Origin of the sequence: Pararobbsia silviterrae (assembly GCF_003628125.1) — a bacterium.
Classification (GTDB): domain Bacteria; phylum Pseudomonadota; class Gammaproteobacteria; order Burkholderiales; family Burkholderiaceae; genus Pararobbsia; species Pararobbsia silviterrae.
On sequence record NZ_RBZU01000008.1, the window covers coordinates 85,247 to 104,738 of the forward strand.

General features: G+C 63.7%; 18 protein-coding genes and 1 pseudogene. 8 read left to right on the forward strand and 11 right to left on the reverse strand.

Annotated features, from left to right (window positions below):
• Positions 1–40: 40 nt before the first annotated feature.
• The gene (locus tag D7S86_RS17765; protein WP_121088208.1) at positions 41–454 is read left to right on the forward strand and encodes a hypothetical protein; all 414 of its coding nucleotides are present in this window, start codon (positions 41–43) and stop codon (positions 452–454) included.
• On the opposite strand, the gene D7S86_RS17770 is transcribed toward D7S86_RS17765, so the two are convergent.
• Positions 448–879 carry a PRC-barrel domain-containing protein gene (locus D7S86_RS17770; RefSeq protein ID WP_121088209.1) on the reverse strand — a complete coding sequence of 144 codons (432 nt, stop codon included), beginning with the start codon at positions 877–879 and terminating at the stop codon, positions 448–450. The genes D7S86_RS17765 and D7S86_RS17770 overlap by 7 nt on opposite strands.
• A 608-nt stretch (positions 880–1,487) precedes the next feature.
• On the opposite strand from D7S86_RS17770, the gene D7S86_RS17775 reads away from it, so the two are divergent.
• The 3 genes from D7S86_RS17775 (at position 1,488) to D7S86_RS17785 (ending at position 5,334) form a co-directional block, all read left to right on the forward strand.
• Positions 1,488–2,822 (forward strand): ABC transporter ATP-binding protein, encoded by a 1,335-nt coding sequence (locus D7S86_RS17775; protein WP_121088210.1) that lies wholly within the window; start codon positions 1,488–1,490, stop codon positions 2,820–2,822.
• A gap of 270 nt (positions 2,823–3,092) precedes the next feature.
• The gene (locus tag D7S86_RS17780) at positions 3,093–4,487 is read left to right on the forward strand and encodes a patatin-like phospholipase family protein (protein WP_121088211.1); all 1,395 of its coding nucleotides are present in this window, start codon (positions 3,093–3,095) and stop codon (positions 4,485–4,487) included.
• A 64-nt stretch (positions 4,488–4,551) separates the two neighbouring features.
• Positions 4,552–5,334 carry a 5'-methylthioadenosine/adenosylhomocysteine nucleosidase gene (locus D7S86_RS17785; protein WP_121088212.1) on the forward strand — a complete coding sequence of 261 codons (783 nt, stop codon included), beginning with the start codon at positions 4,552–4,554 and terminating at the stop codon, positions 5,332–5,334.
• Between the two features lie 3 nt (positions 5,335–5,337).
• On the opposite strand, the gene D7S86_RS17790 is transcribed toward D7S86_RS17785, so the two are convergent.
• The 6 genes and pseudogenes from D7S86_RS17790 to hpnI all read right to left on the reverse strand — a co-directional run bounded on the left by D7S86_RS17790 (position 5,338) and on the right by hpnI (position 12,472).
• Complete coding sequence (locus D7S86_RS17790; protein ID WP_121088213.1) at positions 5,338–6,390, reverse strand: phytoene/squalene synthase family protein; 1,053 nt, start codon at positions 6,388–6,390, stop codon at positions 5,338–5,340.
• Between the two features lie 167 nt (positions 6,391–6,557).
• Positions 6,558–7,532, reverse strand: a pseudogene (gene ilvA / locus D7S86_RS17795) (threonine ammonia-lyase, biosynthetic); the annotation flags it as partial.
• A gap of 493 nt (positions 7,533–8,025) precedes the next feature.
• The gene (locus tag D7S86_RS17800) at positions 8,026–9,024 is read right to left on the reverse strand and encodes a lysylphosphatidylglycerol synthase domain-containing protein (RefSeq protein ID WP_121088215.1); all 999 of its coding nucleotides are present in this window, start codon (positions 9,022–9,024) and stop codon (positions 8,026–8,028) included.
• Positions 9,021–9,839, reverse strand: a complete 819-nt coding sequence (gene hpnK, locus D7S86_RS17805; RefSeq protein ID WP_121088216.1) for a hopanoid biosynthesis-associated protein HpnK — start codon at positions 9,837–9,839, stop codon at positions 9,021–9,023. Before hpnK ends, D7S86_RS17800 begins: the two co-directional genes overlap by 4 nt.
• 23 nt (positions 9,840–9,862) lie before the next feature.
• On the reverse strand, positions 9,863–11,287 hold the full coding sequence (gene hpnJ, locus D7S86_RS17810; RefSeq protein ID WP_121088217.1) for a hopanoid biosynthesis associated radical SAM protein HpnJ: 1,425 nt from the start codon (positions 11,285–11,287) through the stop codon (positions 9,863–9,865).
• A gap of 21 nt (positions 11,288–11,308) precedes the next feature.
• The gene (gene hpnI, locus D7S86_RS17815; RefSeq protein WP_121088218.1) at positions 11,309–12,472 is read right to left on the reverse strand and encodes a bacteriohopanetetrol glucosamine biosynthesis glycosyltransferase HpnI; all 1,164 of its coding nucleotides are present in this window, start codon (positions 12,470–12,472) and stop codon (positions 11,309–11,311) included.
• A gap of 347 nt (positions 12,473–12,819) precedes the next feature.
• On the opposite strand from hpnI, the gene D7S86_RS17820 reads away from it, so the two are divergent.
• Positions 12,820–13,839: a YVTN family beta-propeller repeat protein gene (locus tag D7S86_RS17820; RefSeq protein ID WP_420813255.1), complete on the forward strand. Its 1,020-nt coding sequence runs from the start codon at positions 12,820–12,822 to the stop codon at positions 13,837–13,839.
• Positions 13,840–13,896: 57 nt separating this feature from the next.
• Here D7S86_RS17820 and D7S86_RS29210 read toward each other — a convergent pair whose 3' ends face one another.
• Positions 13,897–15,009 carry a hypothetical protein gene (locus tag D7S86_RS29210; protein WP_147432380.1) on the reverse strand — a complete coding sequence of 371 codons (1,113 nt, stop codon included), beginning with the start codon at positions 15,007–15,009 and terminating at the stop codon, positions 13,897–13,899.
• 356 nt (positions 15,010–15,365) lie between these two features.
• On the opposite strand from D7S86_RS29210, the gene D7S86_RS30695 reads away from it, so the two are divergent.
• The 3 genes from D7S86_RS30695 to D7S86_RS17835 all read left to right on the forward strand — a co-directional run bounded on the left by D7S86_RS30695 (position 15,366) and on the right by D7S86_RS17835 (position 16,794).
• Entirely contained in the window at positions 15,366–15,575 is a 210-nt protein-coding gene (locus D7S86_RS30695) for a hypothetical protein (RefSeq protein WP_420813259.1), read from the forward strand.
• Entirely contained in the window at positions 15,512–15,781 is a 270-nt protein-coding gene (locus D7S86_RS29985) for a hypothetical protein (RefSeq protein WP_205962849.1), read from the forward strand. The genes D7S86_RS30695 and D7S86_RS29985 overlap by 64 nt, the downstream gene beginning before the upstream one ends.
• A gap of 107 nt (positions 15,782–15,888) precedes the next feature.
• Positions 15,889–16,794 (forward strand): LysR family transcriptional regulator, encoded by a 906-nt coding sequence (locus D7S86_RS17835; RefSeq protein WP_121088221.1) that lies wholly within the window; start codon positions 15,889–15,891, stop codon positions 16,792–16,794.
• A 95-nt stretch (positions 16,795–16,889) separates the two neighbouring features.
• Here D7S86_RS17835 and D7S86_RS17840 read toward each other — a convergent pair whose 3' ends face one another.
• The 3 genes from D7S86_RS17840 to D7S86_RS17850 form a co-directional block, all read right to left on the reverse strand.
• Positions 16,890–18,233, reverse strand: coding sequence for a type II toxin-antitoxin system HipA family toxin (locus tag D7S86_RS17840; protein ID WP_121088222.1), 1,344 nt, complete (start codon positions 18,231–18,233; stop codon positions 16,890–16,892).
• A gap of 4 nt (positions 18,234–18,237) precedes the next feature.
• Positions 18,238–18,498 carry a helix-turn-helix transcriptional regulator gene (locus D7S86_RS17845; RefSeq protein WP_121088223.1) on the reverse strand — a complete coding sequence of 87 codons (261 nt, stop codon included), beginning with the start codon at positions 18,496–18,498 and terminating at the stop codon, positions 18,238–18,240.
• A gap of 185 nt (positions 18,499–18,683) precedes the next feature.
• Positions 18,684–19,469, reverse strand: a complete 786-nt coding sequence (locus D7S86_RS17850) for a J domain-containing protein (protein WP_121088224.1) — start codon at positions 19,467–19,469, stop codon at positions 18,684–18,686.
• Positions 19,470–19,492 lie beyond the last annotated feature (23 nt).

The window sequence follows — 19,492 nt, forward strand, 5'->3', positions numbered from 1 at the left end:
ATTGTCGGGATTTTCGGGATTGCCGATGTAGGGAGGCTGGATGACCAATGCGCTCGAGGTGCTCGGGGATGCACTGCGGCTCACGCCGCTCGAACACCGGTTTGCACGCGCGATCCTCGAAGGATCGCCGGTCGCGCGCGAGGGTGCGCCCGCGCTGATTCCGATCCAGGATCTATGTACCGTGCTCGAGGCCGACGCGGGGCAGATGGACGCGCCGGCAGGCGGCGGCACCGGCGACGCGGCGCTGCGCGAGCGCGCGGCCGAATGCCTGGCCGGCTTGCTGCGTTCGCCGCGCACGCTTGTTTCCGCGAACGAGAAAACGACGCTGATCCTGTTTGTGCTCGCGCGCGTCGAACTCGGCAGCACGACGGTGTTCGCCCAGTGCCAGTTCGACGGCCGCTTTCTCGCGCTGCTGCGCAACGTCGCGGCGGAGCGCGGCCTGGACCTTTATTGAACCGACACCTTCTCGGGCTTGGTCGCCTTCTCGAGTTTGTTGTACTCGAACTCGGGCGCGGCCTTGAGCGCATCCTTCGACGCGCCCGCGAGAAACAGATTGCCGTCGCGGATCGAGAACTTGTCGATGTCGACCGCGACATAGTGCTTGCCCATGCCGAGGAAGCCGCCGACCGAAAGAATCGCGTAGGTCGCTTTGCGGTCGGGTGCAATGATGATGTCGTAGATGCTGCCGATCTGATTATTCATGTCGTTGTAGACCGGCTCGTCGACAAGGGCCTTGCGTACGCTCCAGCCTTTGAGCAGGCCGTTGGACTGCTCGGCGGTTACGCCGATCGGCTGCAATCCGGCCACTTGCGCCATACCGGCCGTCGTCACGCAGCCGATCGCGATCGCTGCGCTGGTGATGAGGGCTTTCGTCTTCATAGGTGGCTCCTTGAAAGTGCGTCGAGCGCCCGCGGCGTGACTGCCGAAATGCGCGTCCGACGCCGCGCGAGGGGCGCCATTCGCATTCAGCACGCGTCATGCCCGTCGCATTCGCGCACGCATCGCGTTCGGCCCGTACGCCCCGTGTAACGGGGCGTGAGGCGCGATCTGAACGACCGGCTCGCGCGGAGCGTCGCAGTTTGGGCACATTGCGTGCCCGAGCCCCATAAGCGGGTTGACCGGCAGATCCCGAGACGTCTAGAATTCCGGCGTCGTTACAAATGGGGCCGATGCCTTGGACAGTTGCAGTAGTCGATCTTCGAACAGTTTCACTGCCTGAGCCGCAGGACGTCCCCAGCCCTTTCCAGAGCCGCCGTCCCGCCACTCGGCAGACGGTGCGCGTCAAAGTCTTCTTTCTCGTGCATCTGATTCAGCGCCGCGCCGATGCTTCGTTCACCGAGCATGGGCGCGACGTGTCGTCGCGACATCGCGCGTTCGCGCCGGCCTGACGCCGCGCGGCACGCGCGTGAATACGTACCGCCCCGCATCGTCCGTGACGCGGGATCGCCTTGAATCGCATGCCTAGACTTGATTGAAAGGGATCAGCAATGTCAACCACGACGACCGTTCATCCGAAGCACCCCGAGTCGATCGTGCCTTCGAGCCATGAGGTGCTCGAAGTCAACAACGTCTCACGCGGGTTCGACAAGACCCAAGGCGAAAACCTCGTGCTCGACGGGGTCAACCTGACGCTCAAGCAGGGCGAGATCGTCGGCCTGCTCGGCCGCTCGGGCTCGGGAAAATCGACGCTGTTGCGCATCATTGCAGGGCTCATCGAGCCTTCGGGCGGCGAAGTCAAATACATGGGCGAGCCGCTGACGGGTCCCGCCAAGGGCGTCGCGATGGTGTTCCAGACCTTCGCGCTATTCCCGTGGCTGACCGTGCTGCAGAACGTGGAGGCCGGACTCGAAGCGCTCGGCGTCGGCGCGCGCGAGCGTCGCGAACGCGCGCTCAAGGCGATCGACCTGATCGGTCTCGACGGCTTCGAGAACGCGTATCCGCGCGAACTCTCGGGCGGCATGCGCCAGCGCGTCGGCTTCGCGCGCGCGCTCGTCGTCGATCCGACCTTGCTGCTCATGGACGAGCCGTTCTCGGCGCTCGACGTGCTGACGGCCGAGACGCTGCGCACCGATCTGCTCGATCTCTGGAACGACGGCAAGCTGCCGATCAAGTCGGTGCTCATCGTCACGCACAACATCGAGGAAGCGGTGTTCATGTGCGACCGGATCATGGTGCTGTCGTCGCATCCGGGCCGTCTGACCGCGGAAATCAAGGTGCCGTTCGCGCATCCGCGCAATCGTCTCGATCCGGCGTTCCGCCAGCTCGTCGACGAGATCTACGCGAAGATGACCGTGCGCCCGACCGGCGAGACGGCGAAGAAGGGTTTGTCGCTCGGCAGCGCCTTGCCGCAGGTCTCGACGAACTTGATGGCCGGCTTTATCGAAACACTCGCGGCGGCGCCGTATCACGGCCGCGCCGACATGCCCGACATCGCGCGTTCGCTGCAGCTCGAAATCGACGACCTGTTCCCGGTCGCCGAAATTCTTCAGCATCTGGGTTTCGCCGATGTTCGCGAAGGCGATATCTTCCTGACCCCGCAAGCGCGCGTGTTCGCCGAATTCGGCACGCAGGCGCGCAAGGTCATGTTCGCGGACCATCTGCTCAAGAACGTGCCGCTCGCCGCGCGGATCCGCCAAGTGCTCAACGAGCGTCCGGGCAACAAGGCGCCGCGCGTGCGGTTCGAACAGGAGCTCGAAGACTTCCTGGCCGACGAAACCGCCGAGGAAACGCTCGATGCGGTCATCAACTGGGGCCGCTACGCCGAAGTGTTCTCGTACAACGACCAGACCGAGCTGTTCAGTCTCGCGGACGTCGAGGACTGACGGGGGTAAGTGCGGCGGGGTAAGTCCCTATCCAACGGGGGCGATCGCGTGCCGTTGTACCGGTATCGCCGCTGGTGTTCCGCGCGGCGACGGTGATGGTTGGGTGCGCAGCCGGCGAGGCCGGCCATGCGTCGGCGCGGGACCGGTTCGACCGGCCGCACCGGCGTTCGATTGACGGTTCGGAGCCGCACGGCTCACGAGGCGCGTGCCGCAACCATCGTTGCAGGCCCTGCGCGTGCACAGGGTGCGCTTTCCCTACGGGCCATCGCGATGAACGATCGACCACGAACTGCTCTGGTGTTGAGTGGCGGTGGCGCGCGTGCGGCCTATCAGGTGGGCGTGCTGCGTGCGATCGCGCAATTGCGGCAAGAGGCACGCTCTCATGCATCCGCGCTTTCATCATCATCCGGCACATCCTTCCCGGCATTCGACCCTCGGACATCGCACGGCGCCGCGGCCCGCGCACCTCGGACACCGGATGCACGCGGCCTTTCTGACGCACGTCGTACATCCCAGCCGACAGACAACCCATTTGACATCATCGTCGGTACTTCGGCTGGCGCGATCAACAGTGCGGCGCTCGCATGTCGTGCCGATCGATTCGGCAAGGCAGTGGACATGCTTTGTCATGTCTGGGAGAACTTCAGTGCCGAGCACGTCTATCGAGCCGACTCGCTCGGCGTCATCCGCAACGGCGCGCGCTGGGCGACCATGCTCTCGCTCGGCTGGGCGCTAGCGCGATGGCGACGCATCCGGCCGCGCTCGTTGCTCGACAACGCACCGCTCGCTGAACTGTTACAACACTGGATACCGATGCAGCGTATCCCGCTGATGCTCGAACGCGGGCATCTGCGCGCGCTTGCGATCACCGCGTCGAGTTATGGAACGGGGCAACACGTGACGTTCTATGACGCATGCGAACCGATCGAACCGTGGGCGCGATCGCAGCGGCAAGCGGTCGCGACGCGCATCGATCACGCGCATTTGCTCGCGTCGTCGGCGATCCCGTTCATCTTCCCGGCCGCAAGTCTGCGACAAGCGGGCCACGACGTCTGGTTCGGCGACGGTTCGATGCGGCAGACCGCGCCGCTCGCGCCCGCCATCCATCTCGGCGCGCAACGCATGCTCGTGATCGGCGCGGGCCGGCTCCAGGAGCCCGAGGTCGAACGCGCGCCCGAGCGACGGTATCCGAGCATCGCGCAGATCGCGGGTCACGCGCTCTCGAACATCTTTCTCGATGCGCTGGCCGTCGACGTCGAACGCATGGCGCGGATCAACCATACGCTCTCGCTGTTGCCGCGCGACGCGCTTGAACAGACGCCGCTGCGTCCGATCGAGTTTCTGATGATCGCGCCGAGCGAGCGGCTCGACGACATTGCGACACGGCATATCGACGCGCTGCCGCGCCCGATTCGCGCGTTGCTGCGCGGCGCGGGCGTCGGCAAGGCAGGGCCGCGCGCGCAAGGCGGCGCGCTCGCGAGTTATCTGCTGTTCGAAGCGCCCTATACGTGCGAGCTCATGGCGCTCGGCGAGCGCGACGCGATGCACCGCGCGGCCGATATCCGCGCGTTCTTCGGATGGGACGCGCCGCAGGCATCGTCGACGGCGGTCGAGTCGGCGGATGACGCGGATCTTGTCCAGCCGATGTCGTATTTCTCCGCGTAAGGGTTCGGCGGTCGCGGGATGGCATACTGGCGGCCTGTCCCGTTGCCTCTTGATGATTGTTCCGATGCGCTCCCCTGTCTCCGATTCCGGTTCGAACCGGCCGATCGGCATCGTTGCCGCGATGCCCGGCGAGATCACCGCCCTGATCAACGCGATGCGAACCAGCCGCGCGGTCGAATCGCATACGGTCGGACGCCGCGAGTTCTATAGCGGAGAACTGTTCGGGCGGCGTTGCGTCGTCGTGCTCGCCGGCGTCGGCAAGGTCGCCGCGGCGATTACGGCGACGACGCTGATCCGCACGTTCGATATCGGATCGCTCGTATTCGTCGGGGTGGCGGGCGGTCTTGCGCATGGCGTCAGCGTCGGCGATATCGTCGTCGCGCAGACGCTGCTTCAGCACGATCTCGACGCGAGTCCGCTGTTTCCGCGCTATGAAGTGCCCTTGCTTGGCGTGAGCCGCTTCGAGACGCACCCGGATCTTGCGAGCGCGCTGATGCGCGCGGCCGAGCAGCATCTCGAACAGGTCGGCATCGGGCGTGTCTATCGCGGCTTGATCGTCAGCGGCGATCAATTCATCAGCGATGCCGAGGACGTGCGCGCACTGCGCGACGCGTTGCCCGACGCGCTTGCCGTCGAGATGGAGGGCGCGGCGATCGCGCAGGCTTGCAATGCGTACGATCTGCCGTTCGCCGTCGTGCGGACGATTTCGGATTCGGCCGACGGCGACGCGGGCCGCGATTTCCCGCGCTTTCTCGAAGAACGCGCAAGTGCGTACTCGCTTGGCGTCATCGAACGCTTTCTCGAGGGCGCGCCGGTCCTGCTCGACGAGCCCGCGCCGCGCGCTTGAGCGTCAGCGTACGAGCCGCGCGCCGACCGCGTCGATGAGCCGGTTCGCCCAGCGCGTGACGAGACAGTCCGATGCGACCGCAACGAACGAGTAGCCGAGGATCCGGTAGACGTCATTGCGCTTGATTTTCGAGGCGTGCCGCGGATCGAGCCAGGTGTCGTTGCCGGCGAGCAGCACGAGGGTTTCGAGTCCGATCATGATCGGCCAGATACACGCGAGCCGCAGCCGGATCGCATGGCCCGGCAGCGACAGCGTGTAGGCGAGCGCATCGCGATAGAGCCCGAGCGTCGTCCGCAGCAGTTCGTCGAGGACGGGGCGCGCGCGGACCGATGCGTCGGGTTGCAGCAGATCGTCGGGATGGAGGCCGTGACGTTCGAGCACGCTCGACGGCAAGTAGCAGCGGCTGATCCGTAAATCCTTCGCGCAGTCGCGCAGCACGTTCGTCATCTGCAGTGCCTTGCCGAAGCGGATCCCGCGTTCGACGATTGCCGCCGGATCGCCCTTGAGCGCGCGCGGCACATGCGCATACGTCATCTGCGTCCAGAACTCGCCGACGCAGCCCGCGACGAGGTATGTATAGCGATCGAGCGCCTCGGGCCGATCAAGCGCGACGATGCGGCCCGATTGCTCGTCGGGGAAGGTGCGCAGATCGAACTCCATGCCTTCGCTCAGGGTCGTCACGATGCCGCGTACGGCCGCGCGATCCGCGTCGTCGAGCTGCGCGAGGATATCGAGCGCGGGGCTCAGCGATTCGAGCAGGACCTTTTCATCCGTGACGGACTGTTGCCCGGCGACCTCGGTTGCGAGCCGCCGCGCGAGCGTGCCGTCGTCGCGATCTCCGTTGACCTGAGCGCGCAAGGCGAGCAGCAGATCGAGCCGCTGCGCGGGCGCGATCAAGGACGTGTCGGCGATCGTATCGGCCGCGCGCGCAAGCAGATACGCGAGGCCTACCGGGTCGCGCATGCCGGCGGGCAGCACGCGCAGCGTCAGATAAAACGAACGCGATACCCGTTTGAGCAGCGTGCCGAGCAGAAAGGCTCGGTTCGAATCAGGCATGGATCAAGGCGACCAAGGTCGGACAAAGGACATGAAGGCGAATTGTATCCGGCCGGTCGCGTGATCCGCGCGATCTACCGGATCGGCGGGATCGACGTGTTCCGCAGGCGCCGTGCTTCGGCTCCGGCGTCGAGCCGGTCATGTGCGCGGGCACGCATCCGGCACTAGCGCATTTCCCCAATGCCCGCGTGCTCGGCGACGAAGCGCACGCGGTCGAAATTGATGTTCGCACCCGACGTGACCGCGATCAGCGTGCGGCCGTCGATGCGTTCGCGCTCGACGTACTGCTTGAGTCCCGCGACCGAGAGCGCGCCCGCGGGTTCGAGCACGGTCCGCGTTTCGTGGAAGACGTCCTTGATCGCGGCGCACAAAGCCGGTGTGTCGACGATCAGTACGTCGTCGAGGTAGGCACGGCAAACGCGGAACGTTTCCTCGCCGACGAGCTTGACGGCCGTGCCGTCGGAAAAGAGTCCGACGTCGTCGAGTTTCACGCGCGCGCCCGCGTCGAGCGAGCGCGCCATCGCGCAGGAATCCTCGATCTGCACGCCGATGACGCGGATCTCGGGACGCACGGCCTTGATGCAGGCCGCGACGCCGGCCGCGAGACTCCCGCCGCCGATCGGCACGAAGATCGCATCGACGGGCCCTGGGTGCTGACTCACGATCTCAAGTCCGACGGTACCCTGACCCGCGATGACGTCGGGGTCGTCGAAGGCCGGCACGAAGGTCAGTTCGCGCGCCTGGCCCAGCGCGAACGCGTGCTCGTAGGCATCGCTGTAAGACTGACCGTGCTGAACGATTTCGACGGCCGGGCCGCCGTGCGCGCGAATCGCATCGATCTTGACTTCGGGGGTGGTGACGGGCACGACGATGACCGCGGGGATCCCGAGCCGCATTGCCGAGAGCGCGACGCCTTGCGCATGATTGCCGGCCGATGCCGTGACGACGCCGCGTGCACGTGTCTCGGGATCGAGCTGCATGAGCTTGTTATAGGCCCCGCGAATCTTGAACGAGAACACGGGCTGCGTGTCTTCGCGCTTGAGCCACACCGTGTTGCGCAGTCGAGTCGAAAGCTGGCGCGCGGGATCGAGCGATGTCTTGCGCGCGAGATCGTAGACGCGTGCGGTCAGAATCTTACGCAGGTAATCGTCGCAGGTCGGTGCGTGTGATGTGGCGTCGGTTTCGCGCGCCGTGACGTGCGCGCGGGACGCGCCGTCATGTCCGGTCGTGTGGGACGTGCCTGCGTGCACATCGGCGACGGCTTCGTTTTCGGGTGTCATCCGGGCTCCTGGGTGGAAAGCGACAATCCCGGAGGCGGAAAACAAACAACCCGCCTCGGGGGCGGGTTGCATGTGCTGAAGATACCGACGCGTGCTAGCCCACCCTGCAAGGAATGGGGCGAATAATGATCTGCGCGATGGCGGCGTGGCGGGTCTTCATGGACTGCAGTCTCGCCGACTTTCGACGGTGCTGTCAACGACGATGTGCAAACGCGCGTGTCATTCGACATTGCCGCGCCATCGAATTCGGCGGACATTGTCATCGGACCGTACGCGGATCGGACGCGCCCGGCGCGGTGAATCTCGACCTTGACGCGGGGCGCGAGTCACACCGGACTACGCTTCGTTTCGCCGCTTAGACCGACGAAGCCGATTTGGCCGCGCCGCGCGGCCCCATACGCAATTCGCCGATTTGCCACGCGAGCAGACCCGGCACGTAGATGAGCAGATCGCGCAGACGCCGCGCGCCCGCGAGCGCGAGGCATGTCGATGCGTCGAGGCCGAGCGCGCCGCCGATCAGCACGAAGCCGCCTTCCTGAACGCCGAGGCCGGCGGGCACGAAAAACGCCGCGCTGCTGATCGCCTGAATCAGCGACTCGATGACGACGGCCTGCGCGAATGTCACGTCGGCGCCGAGGAAATGCAGCGCGAGCCAGATTTCTGCCGACGTCGCGAGACACTGCGCCGTTTGCCAGAAAAACAGATAGCGGATGACGTCGCCGCGACGTCGCCAAATCAGCTTGAGCGCGAGATCGATGCGCGCCGAATGTCCGACGAGCGCTTCGAGTTTGCCGCTCGTCGCATGGTTGAGCACGCGGCTGATGCGCTCGAACGGCCGCGCGTGCTGGACCATCGCGAAGAGGATCAAGACGGGCAGCAGCACGACGACGCCCCATGCGAGATCGCTCGCGACCTGGAGCGCTTGCGAGTCCGCATGACGGAACAGGAAGCCGATGCCGACCATCGTGAAGATGAGCTGACTGATCAACGTGAGCTGCATGTCGGCCACGATGCTTGCGGCGGCCCACGATGGGCGCACGCCGAAACCGCGCAACAGACGGAACGACACGAGTTCGCCGCCGATGCGCGCGACAGGCAGCAAGCCGTTGACCGACTCGCGCAGCCAGACGCAGTGAAGCATCTGAAGCCATGACGGACGCGTTGAACCGCGTACGAGGATCTGCCAGCCGCGTGCGTTGAGCGGCATCGGCATCAGGTGGGCGAGCGCGGCCAGCACGAGGCCCGGTCCGGCGGCGCGCATGAGGCTCAGGATCGTTTGCGGCTGCGAATCGTAGACGAGCCATGCGGCGATCAGCAGGCCCGCGAGCGCGGAAAGACGCGTCAGGTATTTCATGTCCGGATAAAGTCCGCAAAGCCGCCGCGCGGAAGCGCGAGCCGATCGAGCGCGGCTTTCACGCGTGGCGAGAGCAGCGCCGTCAGTTCGTCGGCGTGCCGGTAGTCGCGCATGGTCGGCGTGATCGGCCCGTCGCCCGCGACGGCCGGATGCAGATAGATTTCATTGAGTCCGTCGGGCAGATCGTCGAGCGCGGCGAGCAGGGCCTGTTCGTCCATCGCGCCCGTGCGGCGCATGCCGACGACGAAGCGATTATGCGCGATGCCCGCGCGTGCGAGCCGCGCGCGCGTCAAGGCGAGCCAGGGCCGCAGCGCCCACGGCGCATCGGGTTCGCATGGCACGCGCATCGCGCGCATGCCGAACTCGCGGCCGATCGCGAGGATCTGCGAGAGCACGGTCGGATGCAGATGGAAATGCTTGTGCGTATTCACGTGATCGAGCGCGAGTCCCGTGGCCGCGAACGCTTCGAATTGGGCGCGGATCTCGCGCGCAAGCTCGCGACGCGCGCGCGGCGAAAAGAAGAAGCGCACGCCTTCGCGCGCCATCGCATCGGGAAACATGCCGTCGCGATCGACGATCGATGCGATGGTCGGCGGCGCGCTGACCGCGCGTCCGTCGGCGAGCACGATATGCAGGCCGACGCGCAGTGCGGGATGACGTTTCGCGATATCGACGGCCTCGCGCGCGGCCGGGGCGCCGACCATGAGACTCGCCGACGTCAGCACGCCGCGCGCGAACGCGCGCTCGACCGCGAGGTTCACGCGCGAGTGCAGGCCGAAGTCGTCGGCGTTGATGATGAGGCCGGGCGCGGTCATCGTGGCGGGCTCGTCAAACCGGTTCAGCTTTCATGCGCGCGCAAGAAGCGGAAGAATTCAACGCCTTCGCGCAAGCGGCGCTGCATCATGTCCCAGCTACTCAACATTTCGCGGACGATTTCCCAGATCTTGCTCGGACGGAAATAGAAGCTTCGATAAAAGCGCTCGACGCCGTGGTAGATCTGTTCCTTCGACAGATGCGGATAGCTGATCGCGGCCAATTGCACGCCCTTGTTGCTGACGAGATTGATCGTCTTGTTGTCTTCCATCCAGCCGTTTTCGATGGCCTGATCATAGAGACGCGTGCCCGGATAGGGCGCCGCGAGCGAGACCTGGATCGTATGCGGATTGATGTCCTTCGCGTACTCGATCGTCTTTTGAATCGTCTCTTCGGTTTCGCCGGGCAGGCCCAGGATAAACGTGCCGTGGATCTTGATGCCGAGCTTGCGGCAGTCTTCGCTGAAGCGGCGCGCGATATCGGTGCGCAGGCCCTTCTTGATGTTGAGCAGGATCTGGTCGTCGCCCGATTCGTAGCCGACGAGCAGCAGGCGCAGCCCGTTTTCCTTCATGATCTTGAGCGTCGAATAGGGGACATTCGCCTTGGCGTTGCACGACCATGTGACCCCGAGCTTGCCGAGACCGCGTGCGATCTCCTCGGCGCGCGGCTTGAAGTCGGTGAACGTATCGTCGTCGAACATGATTTCGCGGACTTCGGGCATGTTCTCCTTGATCCATCGGACCTCGGCCAGCACATTCTCGACCGAACGGACCCGGTACTTGTGACCGCCGACCGTTTGCGGCCACAGACAGAACGTGCATTTCGAGCGGCAGCCGCGGCCTGTATAGATCGACACGTACGGATGCTGGAGATAGCCGATGAAATAGTTATCGATCTTGAGATCGCGCTGGTAGACGGGCGCGACGAACGGCAGCGCGTCCATGTCCTCGATCATCGGACGCGGACCGTTATGCTCGATCGAACCGTCGGCGAGCCGGTAGCTGAGGCCCGCGATGTCCTTGAGCGCGATGCCGCTCGCGACGTCGCGGCAGGTGTAGTCGAATTCCTCGCGGCAGACGAAGTCGATCGCATCGCTTGCGCCGAGCGATCCATGCGGATCGACGGCGGTCTTCGCGCCGACCATGCCGATCAGGATCGACGGATTGCGCTTCTTGATTTCCTCGGCGAATTTCGCATCCGTCGGAAACGACGGGCTGCTCGTGTGCATGATCACGAGTTCGTATTCGAGCGCGATCGCGAGCGCCTGTTCGACATCGAGTTCGTCGGCCGGCGCGTCGAGCACGCGGCTGCCGGGCACGAGCGCCGCAGGCTGCGCGAGCCATGTCGGATACCAGAACGATTTGATTTCGCGCTTGGCCTGATAACGCGATCCGGCGCCGCCATCGAAGCCGTCGAACGAGGGTGCCTGGAGGAAGAGCGTCTTTTTCATGGTCATGTCCAGTCGAATCGCTTATTCAAATGCATTGGGATGAGAGGTGTCGACCGCTTTATCGTGCAGCGAAAGACTCGTATTGCGCCAAAGCACATGATCGCCCGTGAATGCGGCAATCCATTGTGCGGCCAGCAGCAGATCGCGTATCGGACCGAGAGCGAGATCGAGCAGGCGCGGCGGGCCGGCGTCGCCGCGCGCACGGGTGCGCCAGCGTGAAACGAGCCGCGCGGCCGCGCCGATGCCCGCAATCGCGAAGCCCGGCGTCGCATGGCTCAAGCATGCGCCGAGCGCGATGAGCGGCCACGAAAACGTCACGAACACGAACGCGAAACCGACCGGATTCAAGGTGCGAATCGTACGGAGCCAGCGGATCTCGCGTTGCCAGAGGTGAGCAAAGCGTTGTTCGGTGACATCCGTATGAACGACCACCGACGACAGTACGGTATGCAGACCCTGTCGCCGCGCGTATTCGGCCAGCCAGAAATCGTCGGCGAGACGATTGCGCAGCGCCTCGAACCCGCCGATCGCGGACAGCGTGTCGCGCCGCAAGGCGAGGGTCGCGCCGAAGCCGAAATTGCGCGAACCCATCGCCGCCGAGACGCGGACCGACGGCGCGAACCAGCCGTCGATGAACTCGCCGCCCATGCGCGCCCAGAATCCCGATGCGCTGCGCGCGTGATACAGGCACGTGACGACGCCGACGCACGGATCGGCGAGCGGCGCGCACACGTCGACGAGATAGTCGGGGTCGACCGAGATGTCGCTGTCGGCGAGCACCAGCCAGTCGTGGCGCGCGTGCGATGCGATATTGATCAGGTTGCTGACTTTCGGATTGCTTCCATGCACGCTCGGATCGACGACGAGCGTGATGTCGCGCGACGGATGCATCGCGCGCAACGTCTCGACCACGGCGATCGCGGGGTCCACGGGCGAGCGTACGCCGAACACGATTTCGTAGTCGGGATGCGTTTGCCGGCAGAACGTATCGAGATTAGAGAGCAATCGGGGTTCGGCCCCGCAGAGCGGCTTGAGCACGGAGACGGCGCGCGTTGCGGCGCCGGCCGGGGCAGGCTTGCGCGGCTGAAAGCGTTCGAGTGCGAACGCCGCGCCGCATGCGTATGCCGCGCCCGCCACGCAGAGGCCATAGCCGATCGAATGTATCCACCATGTGGCGTCGGTCATGAACCCAAGCTCCATTCTCGTCACGCGCCAGAAACAGTCGGCCGAGTGTGCTCGTGAGGCGCTTAAGATTTCCTTAAGCGTCGCTCTGTGTCTCTCTGTTTATACGACCCAATACTTTCAATTCTGAAAAGAAATTGTGTCGCGAGCCTTTCAGCGGGGAATCGATTCGCGGGAGAGCGCGTGTTTTTGCGCGCTTGAGGTTTGCGCGCTTTAAACGGCGGCATTCAAGCGCATGCGTGCAAGCGCGCGCGCATGAATGAATCGGGGCTGCGGTCGCGCAAAGTCTGTGGCCGTCTCGCGGCATGCGTACAATGCGCATGCCGACGTTGTTTGTGAACCGACTCACTATGCCCAAGTCTTTTCTCTCTGATTTCTCCATCCGTCTGATGTCGATCGCCGCCGCATGCGCCGCGATCGGTATGTCGAGCTGGTCGCTGCCCGCGGCCGCCGGCACGGTCGTCGTACTCGATTCGGCCGAAGCCGAGCTGTCGCTGATCGACGAGGCCTCGCACAAGGTCATGTCGACCGAGCCGACCGGCAAGGAACCGCATCACTTGATGATCACGCCCGACGGGTCGTCGCTGATCGTCGCCGATTCGATTTCGAACGACCTGATGTTCCTCGATCCGCATACGGGCAAGGTCCAAAAGCGGCTCGAAGATATCGAGGATCCCTATCAACTTGGTTTTTCGCCGGATCACAAGTGGTTCGTGACGGCGGCATTGCGTCTCGATCGCGTCGATCTCTACCGCTATGACGGACAGAACTTCACGGTCGCCAAACGCATTCCGCTCGGCAAGACGCCGAGTCACATCACGTTCGCTTCGGACAACAAGACCGTCTTCGTGACGCTGCAGGATTCGGGCGAACTCGCGGCGATCGATTTGCCGAGCCAGACGGTGCTCTGGAAAATGCCGGTCGGTAACGCGCCCGCCGGGCTCTGGATGACGCCCGGCGACAAGTATCTGCTCGTCGGCATGACGGGCGAAGACGATGTGGCGGTCGTCGACTGGCATACGCGTCAGGTCGTCAAGCGCATTCATACGGGACGCGGCGCGCACAACTTCCGCAATCTCGACGACGGCAAGCACGTCGCCGTATCGAATCGTGTCGAGAGCACGATCAGCATTCTCGATTACACGACGCTCACGAAGGTCGACGACATCACGGGTCTGCTGCCCGGACCCGACGACATGGAGCTCTCGGCCGACAAGCGCACGCTGTGGGTCACGTTCCGTTTCGCGCGTCATGTCGGCGTGATCGATCTCGCGTCGCGCAAGCTTATCGATACGATTCACGTGGGCCGTTCGCCGCACGGGATCTATTTCGCGGATCGTGCGCCCGTCTATGCGCCCAATCCGGATTGAGTCTTTGCTTTAGGGAAATGTCGTCATAAGGGTCGGAGTGTCCTGGCCGGATTGCCTTTATTCCGTTCTCACGACACGGATCGCACGGGGAGGCGCTTGATTTTGCACCGCGAGGGAGGTGGGCTCGCTGTTGATCGTCACGAGGTATTCCGGTCCGCATTCGTCGCCTTCTGTCTCCGCGATCCGGCAGCCTGAATCGACGATGCCAATGGCGCCGTTGTTTCGAAGTCTCTCAGTCGTGAACGCCAGCGCGATAGGGAGACGGCCTTCAAGATCGCTTTCCGCATAGCGATCTCGGGCCTCACCCTTGAGCAGAAGGAGTAGCATCTTTTGCTTGATCTCGATCCGTGCGTCATAGAGCGTCGCGCCGGATAACCGTGCGTAGAAAAGTGAAAACGCGTTGAGCGTCGTCGCGTTCAGATTCGAGTCAGACAGGTCGGCGTCGAATATAAAGAAGGGGCTCGTGCCTTCCGTGCGTGCGCAGCGGTTCGAGATATAGTGGTCGAGATCGGGGGAGCGTTGCCTGAAATAGCCGTGCAGTAGCCAATCCTTGAGAAACGCGTCCGACAACACTTCATCGATATATTTGGCATTAATCTCGGAAATCCACGCGGCTTGAATGGTGGCCGAATTTTGCTCGTGAATTCGAATGCGCTCGTGTGAGCGTAGTTCAAACGGAACATTTTCCGGCAATGCTGGGTTCAGTTTGATATCGAAGCACGCACTAGCGTTTGTGGAATTGTATTCGATGAGTGTTTCGTAGACATCGCTCTCGGGCGCGTCAACGCAAACTCTCATTGATCGATTGTCCGCTGATATGGGAAATTCTGATTGTGTTGAAAGGGATGAGTCTATTCCGTACGGAATGCCGGCGGTGACACGCGCAAGCGCTTCTTGGAAGCGTGGTATGTCGAGCAATTGCCGCGTCAACAGGCAAGGCTTTTCGGCTATGACATGGATTGTCCGATTGCCGCGTTGAATGCTTGAGACTTTGACCGTGTCCTTTAGTACGCCTGCGTTTGCAAGATCCGGGAGCGTACGGGACTCAACGGGTTGACTGATCAGCCTAATGAAGTGCTGCTGTTGTTCTTGAGAAAGGCGCGTGCGATCCTCGCGCCCGGCAGGATTGCCGGCGAGTGCGGCTTTCAGTTCATCTGCCGAGAGCGCCATCCATTGAAAATCATGCGGTATGTCGAGAGTCGATGAGGCCGGGGACGCTTGAGCAGATTCCGATTCAGGACGCGATGGCGCTCGCCACTGAGACGACATGGCGCGATGCTGCGAAATAGGCGGTGTCCGAGTGTACATAAATGGAACTCATGAGAATGGCGAGTGGCGAGTAGTGAGTCTAGTGGTATCGTGTGTATCGAATTTCAAATCCATGACGCAGATTGGCCAGTGACGAGTTTCGGGAGTGCAGGGCGACGGGCGGAAAATCGGGAGCCCGCGTAGTCGCGCCACCATTGCCCAAGCCACACGCGCTGTCGTATGTGCCGACACGCGATCTCCGCTATTTCGTCAGCGACATGAAGCAACATCAAGTGTCGCCGATCGCGTGGTTCGAGTCCGTCACTCCCCAAGACGTGCGCAAGGTCATGAAGCGGATTCGCGAGCAAGGCGCACTGTCGATCCGCGATATCGACGACGACGCGCTTGTCGAGAAGGACCACGCGTGGGCGAGTCGCAAGCCGTCGCGGCGCGCGATGCGATGCGCAAGCCCGAGATGCGCGACGTAATCGATCGGCGCGTGCGGTGCGGCGCACTCGTGAACGTGCGAATCGATGACGCGATCGTCGCGGTCGTCGATCTGAAGGCCGATCGTGAGCGCCGTGCGCTCACGATTCAGCAATGGACTTGGGTCGGACACGGAAGCGCCGGCTTGCACAAGGCGCGGATCGACGACGCCCTGCATGCGTTCGAGCAGTTCCAGTTCGGCGACTAGAGGGCGGACGCATCGCGTGGTGTCTGGCGTACGTGTGCTTGCATGGGTGTGCTTGCGTGTGCGATAACGGTTCGGTTGCCGAGGGGCAATCAATGCGGACAACCACGATGGTTCGACTCGAAGATCTCGTCATTTTTGTGAGCGCGGCCGATCGGGGCAGTTTGAGCGCGGCCGCGCGGCAACTCGATGTGTCGCCGGCCGTGGCGAGCGCCGCGCTCAAGCGCCTCGAGGCCGAAGTCGGCGCGCGCTTGCTTGCGCGTTCGACGCGGAGTCTGCGGCTGTCGCCTGACGGCGAGCGCTATCTGAAGTTCGCGCGCGGCGCGCTCGCCGAAGTCGAGGCGGGCCGCATGGCCGTGGCGCGCGGTCGGCAGACGATCGGCGGCGAGCTGTCGTTGTCGATCCCGTCGGATCTCGGACGGCATGTGCTCATCGAATGGCTCGACGAGTTTCAGGCGCGGCACCGCGACGTGCGCTTGCAGATCCACATCGGCGATCGTGTCGCCGACATGTTCAAGGAGTCGGTCGACGTCGCCGTGCGATACGGCGTGCCCGAGGACTCGACGCTGATCGTGCTGCCGCTTGCGCACACGAACCGGCGTGTGCTCGTTGCGTCGCCGGCCTATCTCGCGCGCTATGGGAGGCCCGAGCATCCCGATGATCTGGCGCACCATAACTGCCTGCGTTTTGCACTGAGCGAGACGGTGCATTCGCGCTGGACGTTCCGTCGCGGCGAGCAATCGAGTGTCGTGACCGTCGATGGCGACCGCGTCAGCGACGATGGGGAGATCGTTCGGCGTTGGGCGGTCATGGGCCACGGTATCGCATACAAATCGCGTATCGACGTCCTCGAAGACGTGCGCGCCGGCCGCCTCGAAGCGATTCTGTCCGACTACGAAGCCGAGGTCGCGCCGCTCAATCTCGTCTGCGCGCACCGGTTGATGCTGTCGCCGACGGTCAATGCGCTGCGCGAACTGCTCGTTGAACGCGTGCAACGATATTTGAGCGCGGGTTGAGCCTTGGCGGGGATGTGAAGATCTCCCGTTACGCCCTGCGTGACGTTGCGTTGTCCCGTACGTCGAAGTGCGATCGCCAAGCAGTGGGCGATGGCTTAGCCGGCGAGCTTGTCGGCCGCGGTCTGTAGCCCGTCGAGGATGCTGTCGGCCAAACCTTGCGGAAAATCGTACGGCAATTTCGCGCGAACGATACGCACGACCTCGGGCGTGCGTTCTGCGAGCGCATCGACCACGAATCGTGCTTCCCGGCCGTCGGCCGTCACGACGCCATGGCGTTCACCCATACTCAACCAGTGCCGGCGCTGAATATCGCGCATGCGCCAGTGCGCGTTCTTTGAGCGCACGGCCATGGCCATCTTCGCACGAAGGCGCGGTATTTGATGGGGGCCGTCGCCTAGAAGCGGATACGCGGACAGCACGTCATAGAGCGGCGTGAGTTCGTAGGCGCCGCCCGGGCGCAAAAACACGCTGAAATTCTTCGCGTGCCCATCCGTTGCACAGAGCATCCAGAACAGAACCTGTGCCTGGAAGAATATTCGCGTGTCGCGCTCCGCGTACTGAGAGGTCTCGAGCAGACGCATGATGCGATTGACCCCGGGGCCGCCATCGGCCTCGTATTTGAGGTGCGGCGGCGTCCCGGTGGCCTGGCACATGTCTTCCTGCGGAAGTCGGTAGAGCACGCGCGCGCCGTTTCGCTCGTCCCACCACATCCGATCGAATCGTTCGACCGCGAGAACCTTCATGTCTTCGAACCGAACGGGTGCGGTGCGCGCGATGGGTATGCCGTAGGCCGCCAGAATCTCGGAGCACAGCCATTCGTTCTCGACGGATTCGCTGAGGTCGAGTTTCATGTTGCCGACTCGTCCCAGAGGGAGTTTGAGGATGTGGGATGTCGGCGTTGCGCCGTGGGGCCGGTACCACTGGTCGTTGAAGTACAGCAGGGCCGTCTTTTCCTGAGCACCTGCAATGGAGATGCGGAAGTCTCCGTCGTGCCCGCCCATTTGAGCGGGCGCCACGGTGTCGCGCAGGAGTTGTGCGACCTCGGCCTCGCTCAGGGGCGTCGCATGGAGTGTCGTGACATCGGTCGGCGCGATCCCGTCGGGCAGGATCTGTAGCGCGCCGGCGCAATCTCTCCCGATTTCGGCGAGCAAGGTGAACGCATCGGTGGACTGCGTCTTGAAGCGACGCGCGACGCGCTCCCGGATGGCCTTGCTGTCCGGCAGCAGGTTTTCGAAATACGCGCGCACGACGTCGCCGCGATGCGCTTCGTTGCCGGGGGTAAAAGGAAGCGAGAGCGACAGCGGCCGCCCCTGCTCGGCGGTAACCCATGCGTTGTCGTATTGGAGCGCTTCGACGGCGTGAGACTGCGTGCTCCATGTGCCGACAAAAATGCCATTCATCCAGAGCCCAAGGGCCCGTGTGTGAGAGCGTCGACCCATGGGCTCACCACGCGGGCCCGGATTCGGTCGGGCTTGACGGTGTATCGCCCGCTTGACGCAAGATCACTTCGACGCCGAGCATGCTCAGCAAGCGCAGCAGGCGATCGGCACGGACTTTTTCTGCGTTGCGTTCGAGTGCCGACAGTGTTTGCTGGGTGACGCCGAGCCGCATCGCGGCCTCGGCCTGGGTCAAACCGGCTTGCTTGCGAAAGCCCTGGAGTAGCGCCGGTAGCTGCTCTGCGGTGCGAACGGTGAAGTCGCTCATACAAACAGAATCGCGTATTTTGGATTTACAAATATTAGTTTGTAAATCCAAAATACGCAATCTGATTTGTAAAATAGAAATACAAACTATGATTTGTATTTCGACCGACATCAAAAAAGCGTGGTGCTTGGACAGCGAGAGCACGGCGTGGAACGTAACCTCGTGCGAGATGCAAGCGCAAAAGGCTAAGGCTTCAGCCCATTCAGAAAGTGATACCAGAGCGTGCCGAACAGGTGTGCGGGCGTCTCGGCGTGGGTGTCATGCGTCGTGTTGTCGGGTGAGGTGGCGGGGCGCGTCTGAGCGGGTTTGCGCGCATGTGCGGTTTTGCGCGGGCTTTCGGCGCGCGACGTGTCGGCGCGGTCGGCATCGCCGGCGGGGGCGACGCGCATTGCTGCGCGATCGCCGCGGGCCGTCGACGCCGATTGCGCACGTTCCTCGATATCGTTTGGCTCGACGGCGTCCGCGGTCCGAACGTCGGGATTCACGTCCGCATGCGTGCCGTGCCAGGCCGATACGCTATCCGCGATCCGTTGCGCCTCGGCGGCATCGCATCCGCGTCCGAGCAGCACGCCGAACACGACGTCGCGGTTATAGCCCTGCGCCGCATGACGCATCGCGCTCGCGACATGTTCGGCATAACGCGCCTGCGCGGCGGCCTGTTCGCGTGCCTCGCGCTCGGTGCGTTCGCGTTCCGCGCGCTCGCGCGCAGCACGTGCGCGGTCTTCCGCTTCGTGCCGTTCGGTCCAACGACGCATTTCGGCCGCGAAGATCGTGTCGTATTCTTCGCGCTGGGCCGGGTCGGACAGAATCGCATACGCGGCTTTGACCTCCTGGAACGCCGCGTGCGCGGCGGCTTCGTTGCCCGCGTTGCGATCGGGATGCCACTTCATCGTGGCCTTCCGGTACGCGCGCTTGAGTTCGTCCGGACTGGCATGCTCGTTGACGCCGAGCGTGTCGTAAAGCGTGGTCATGGCGGCCCTCCGCGGCGCCTTGC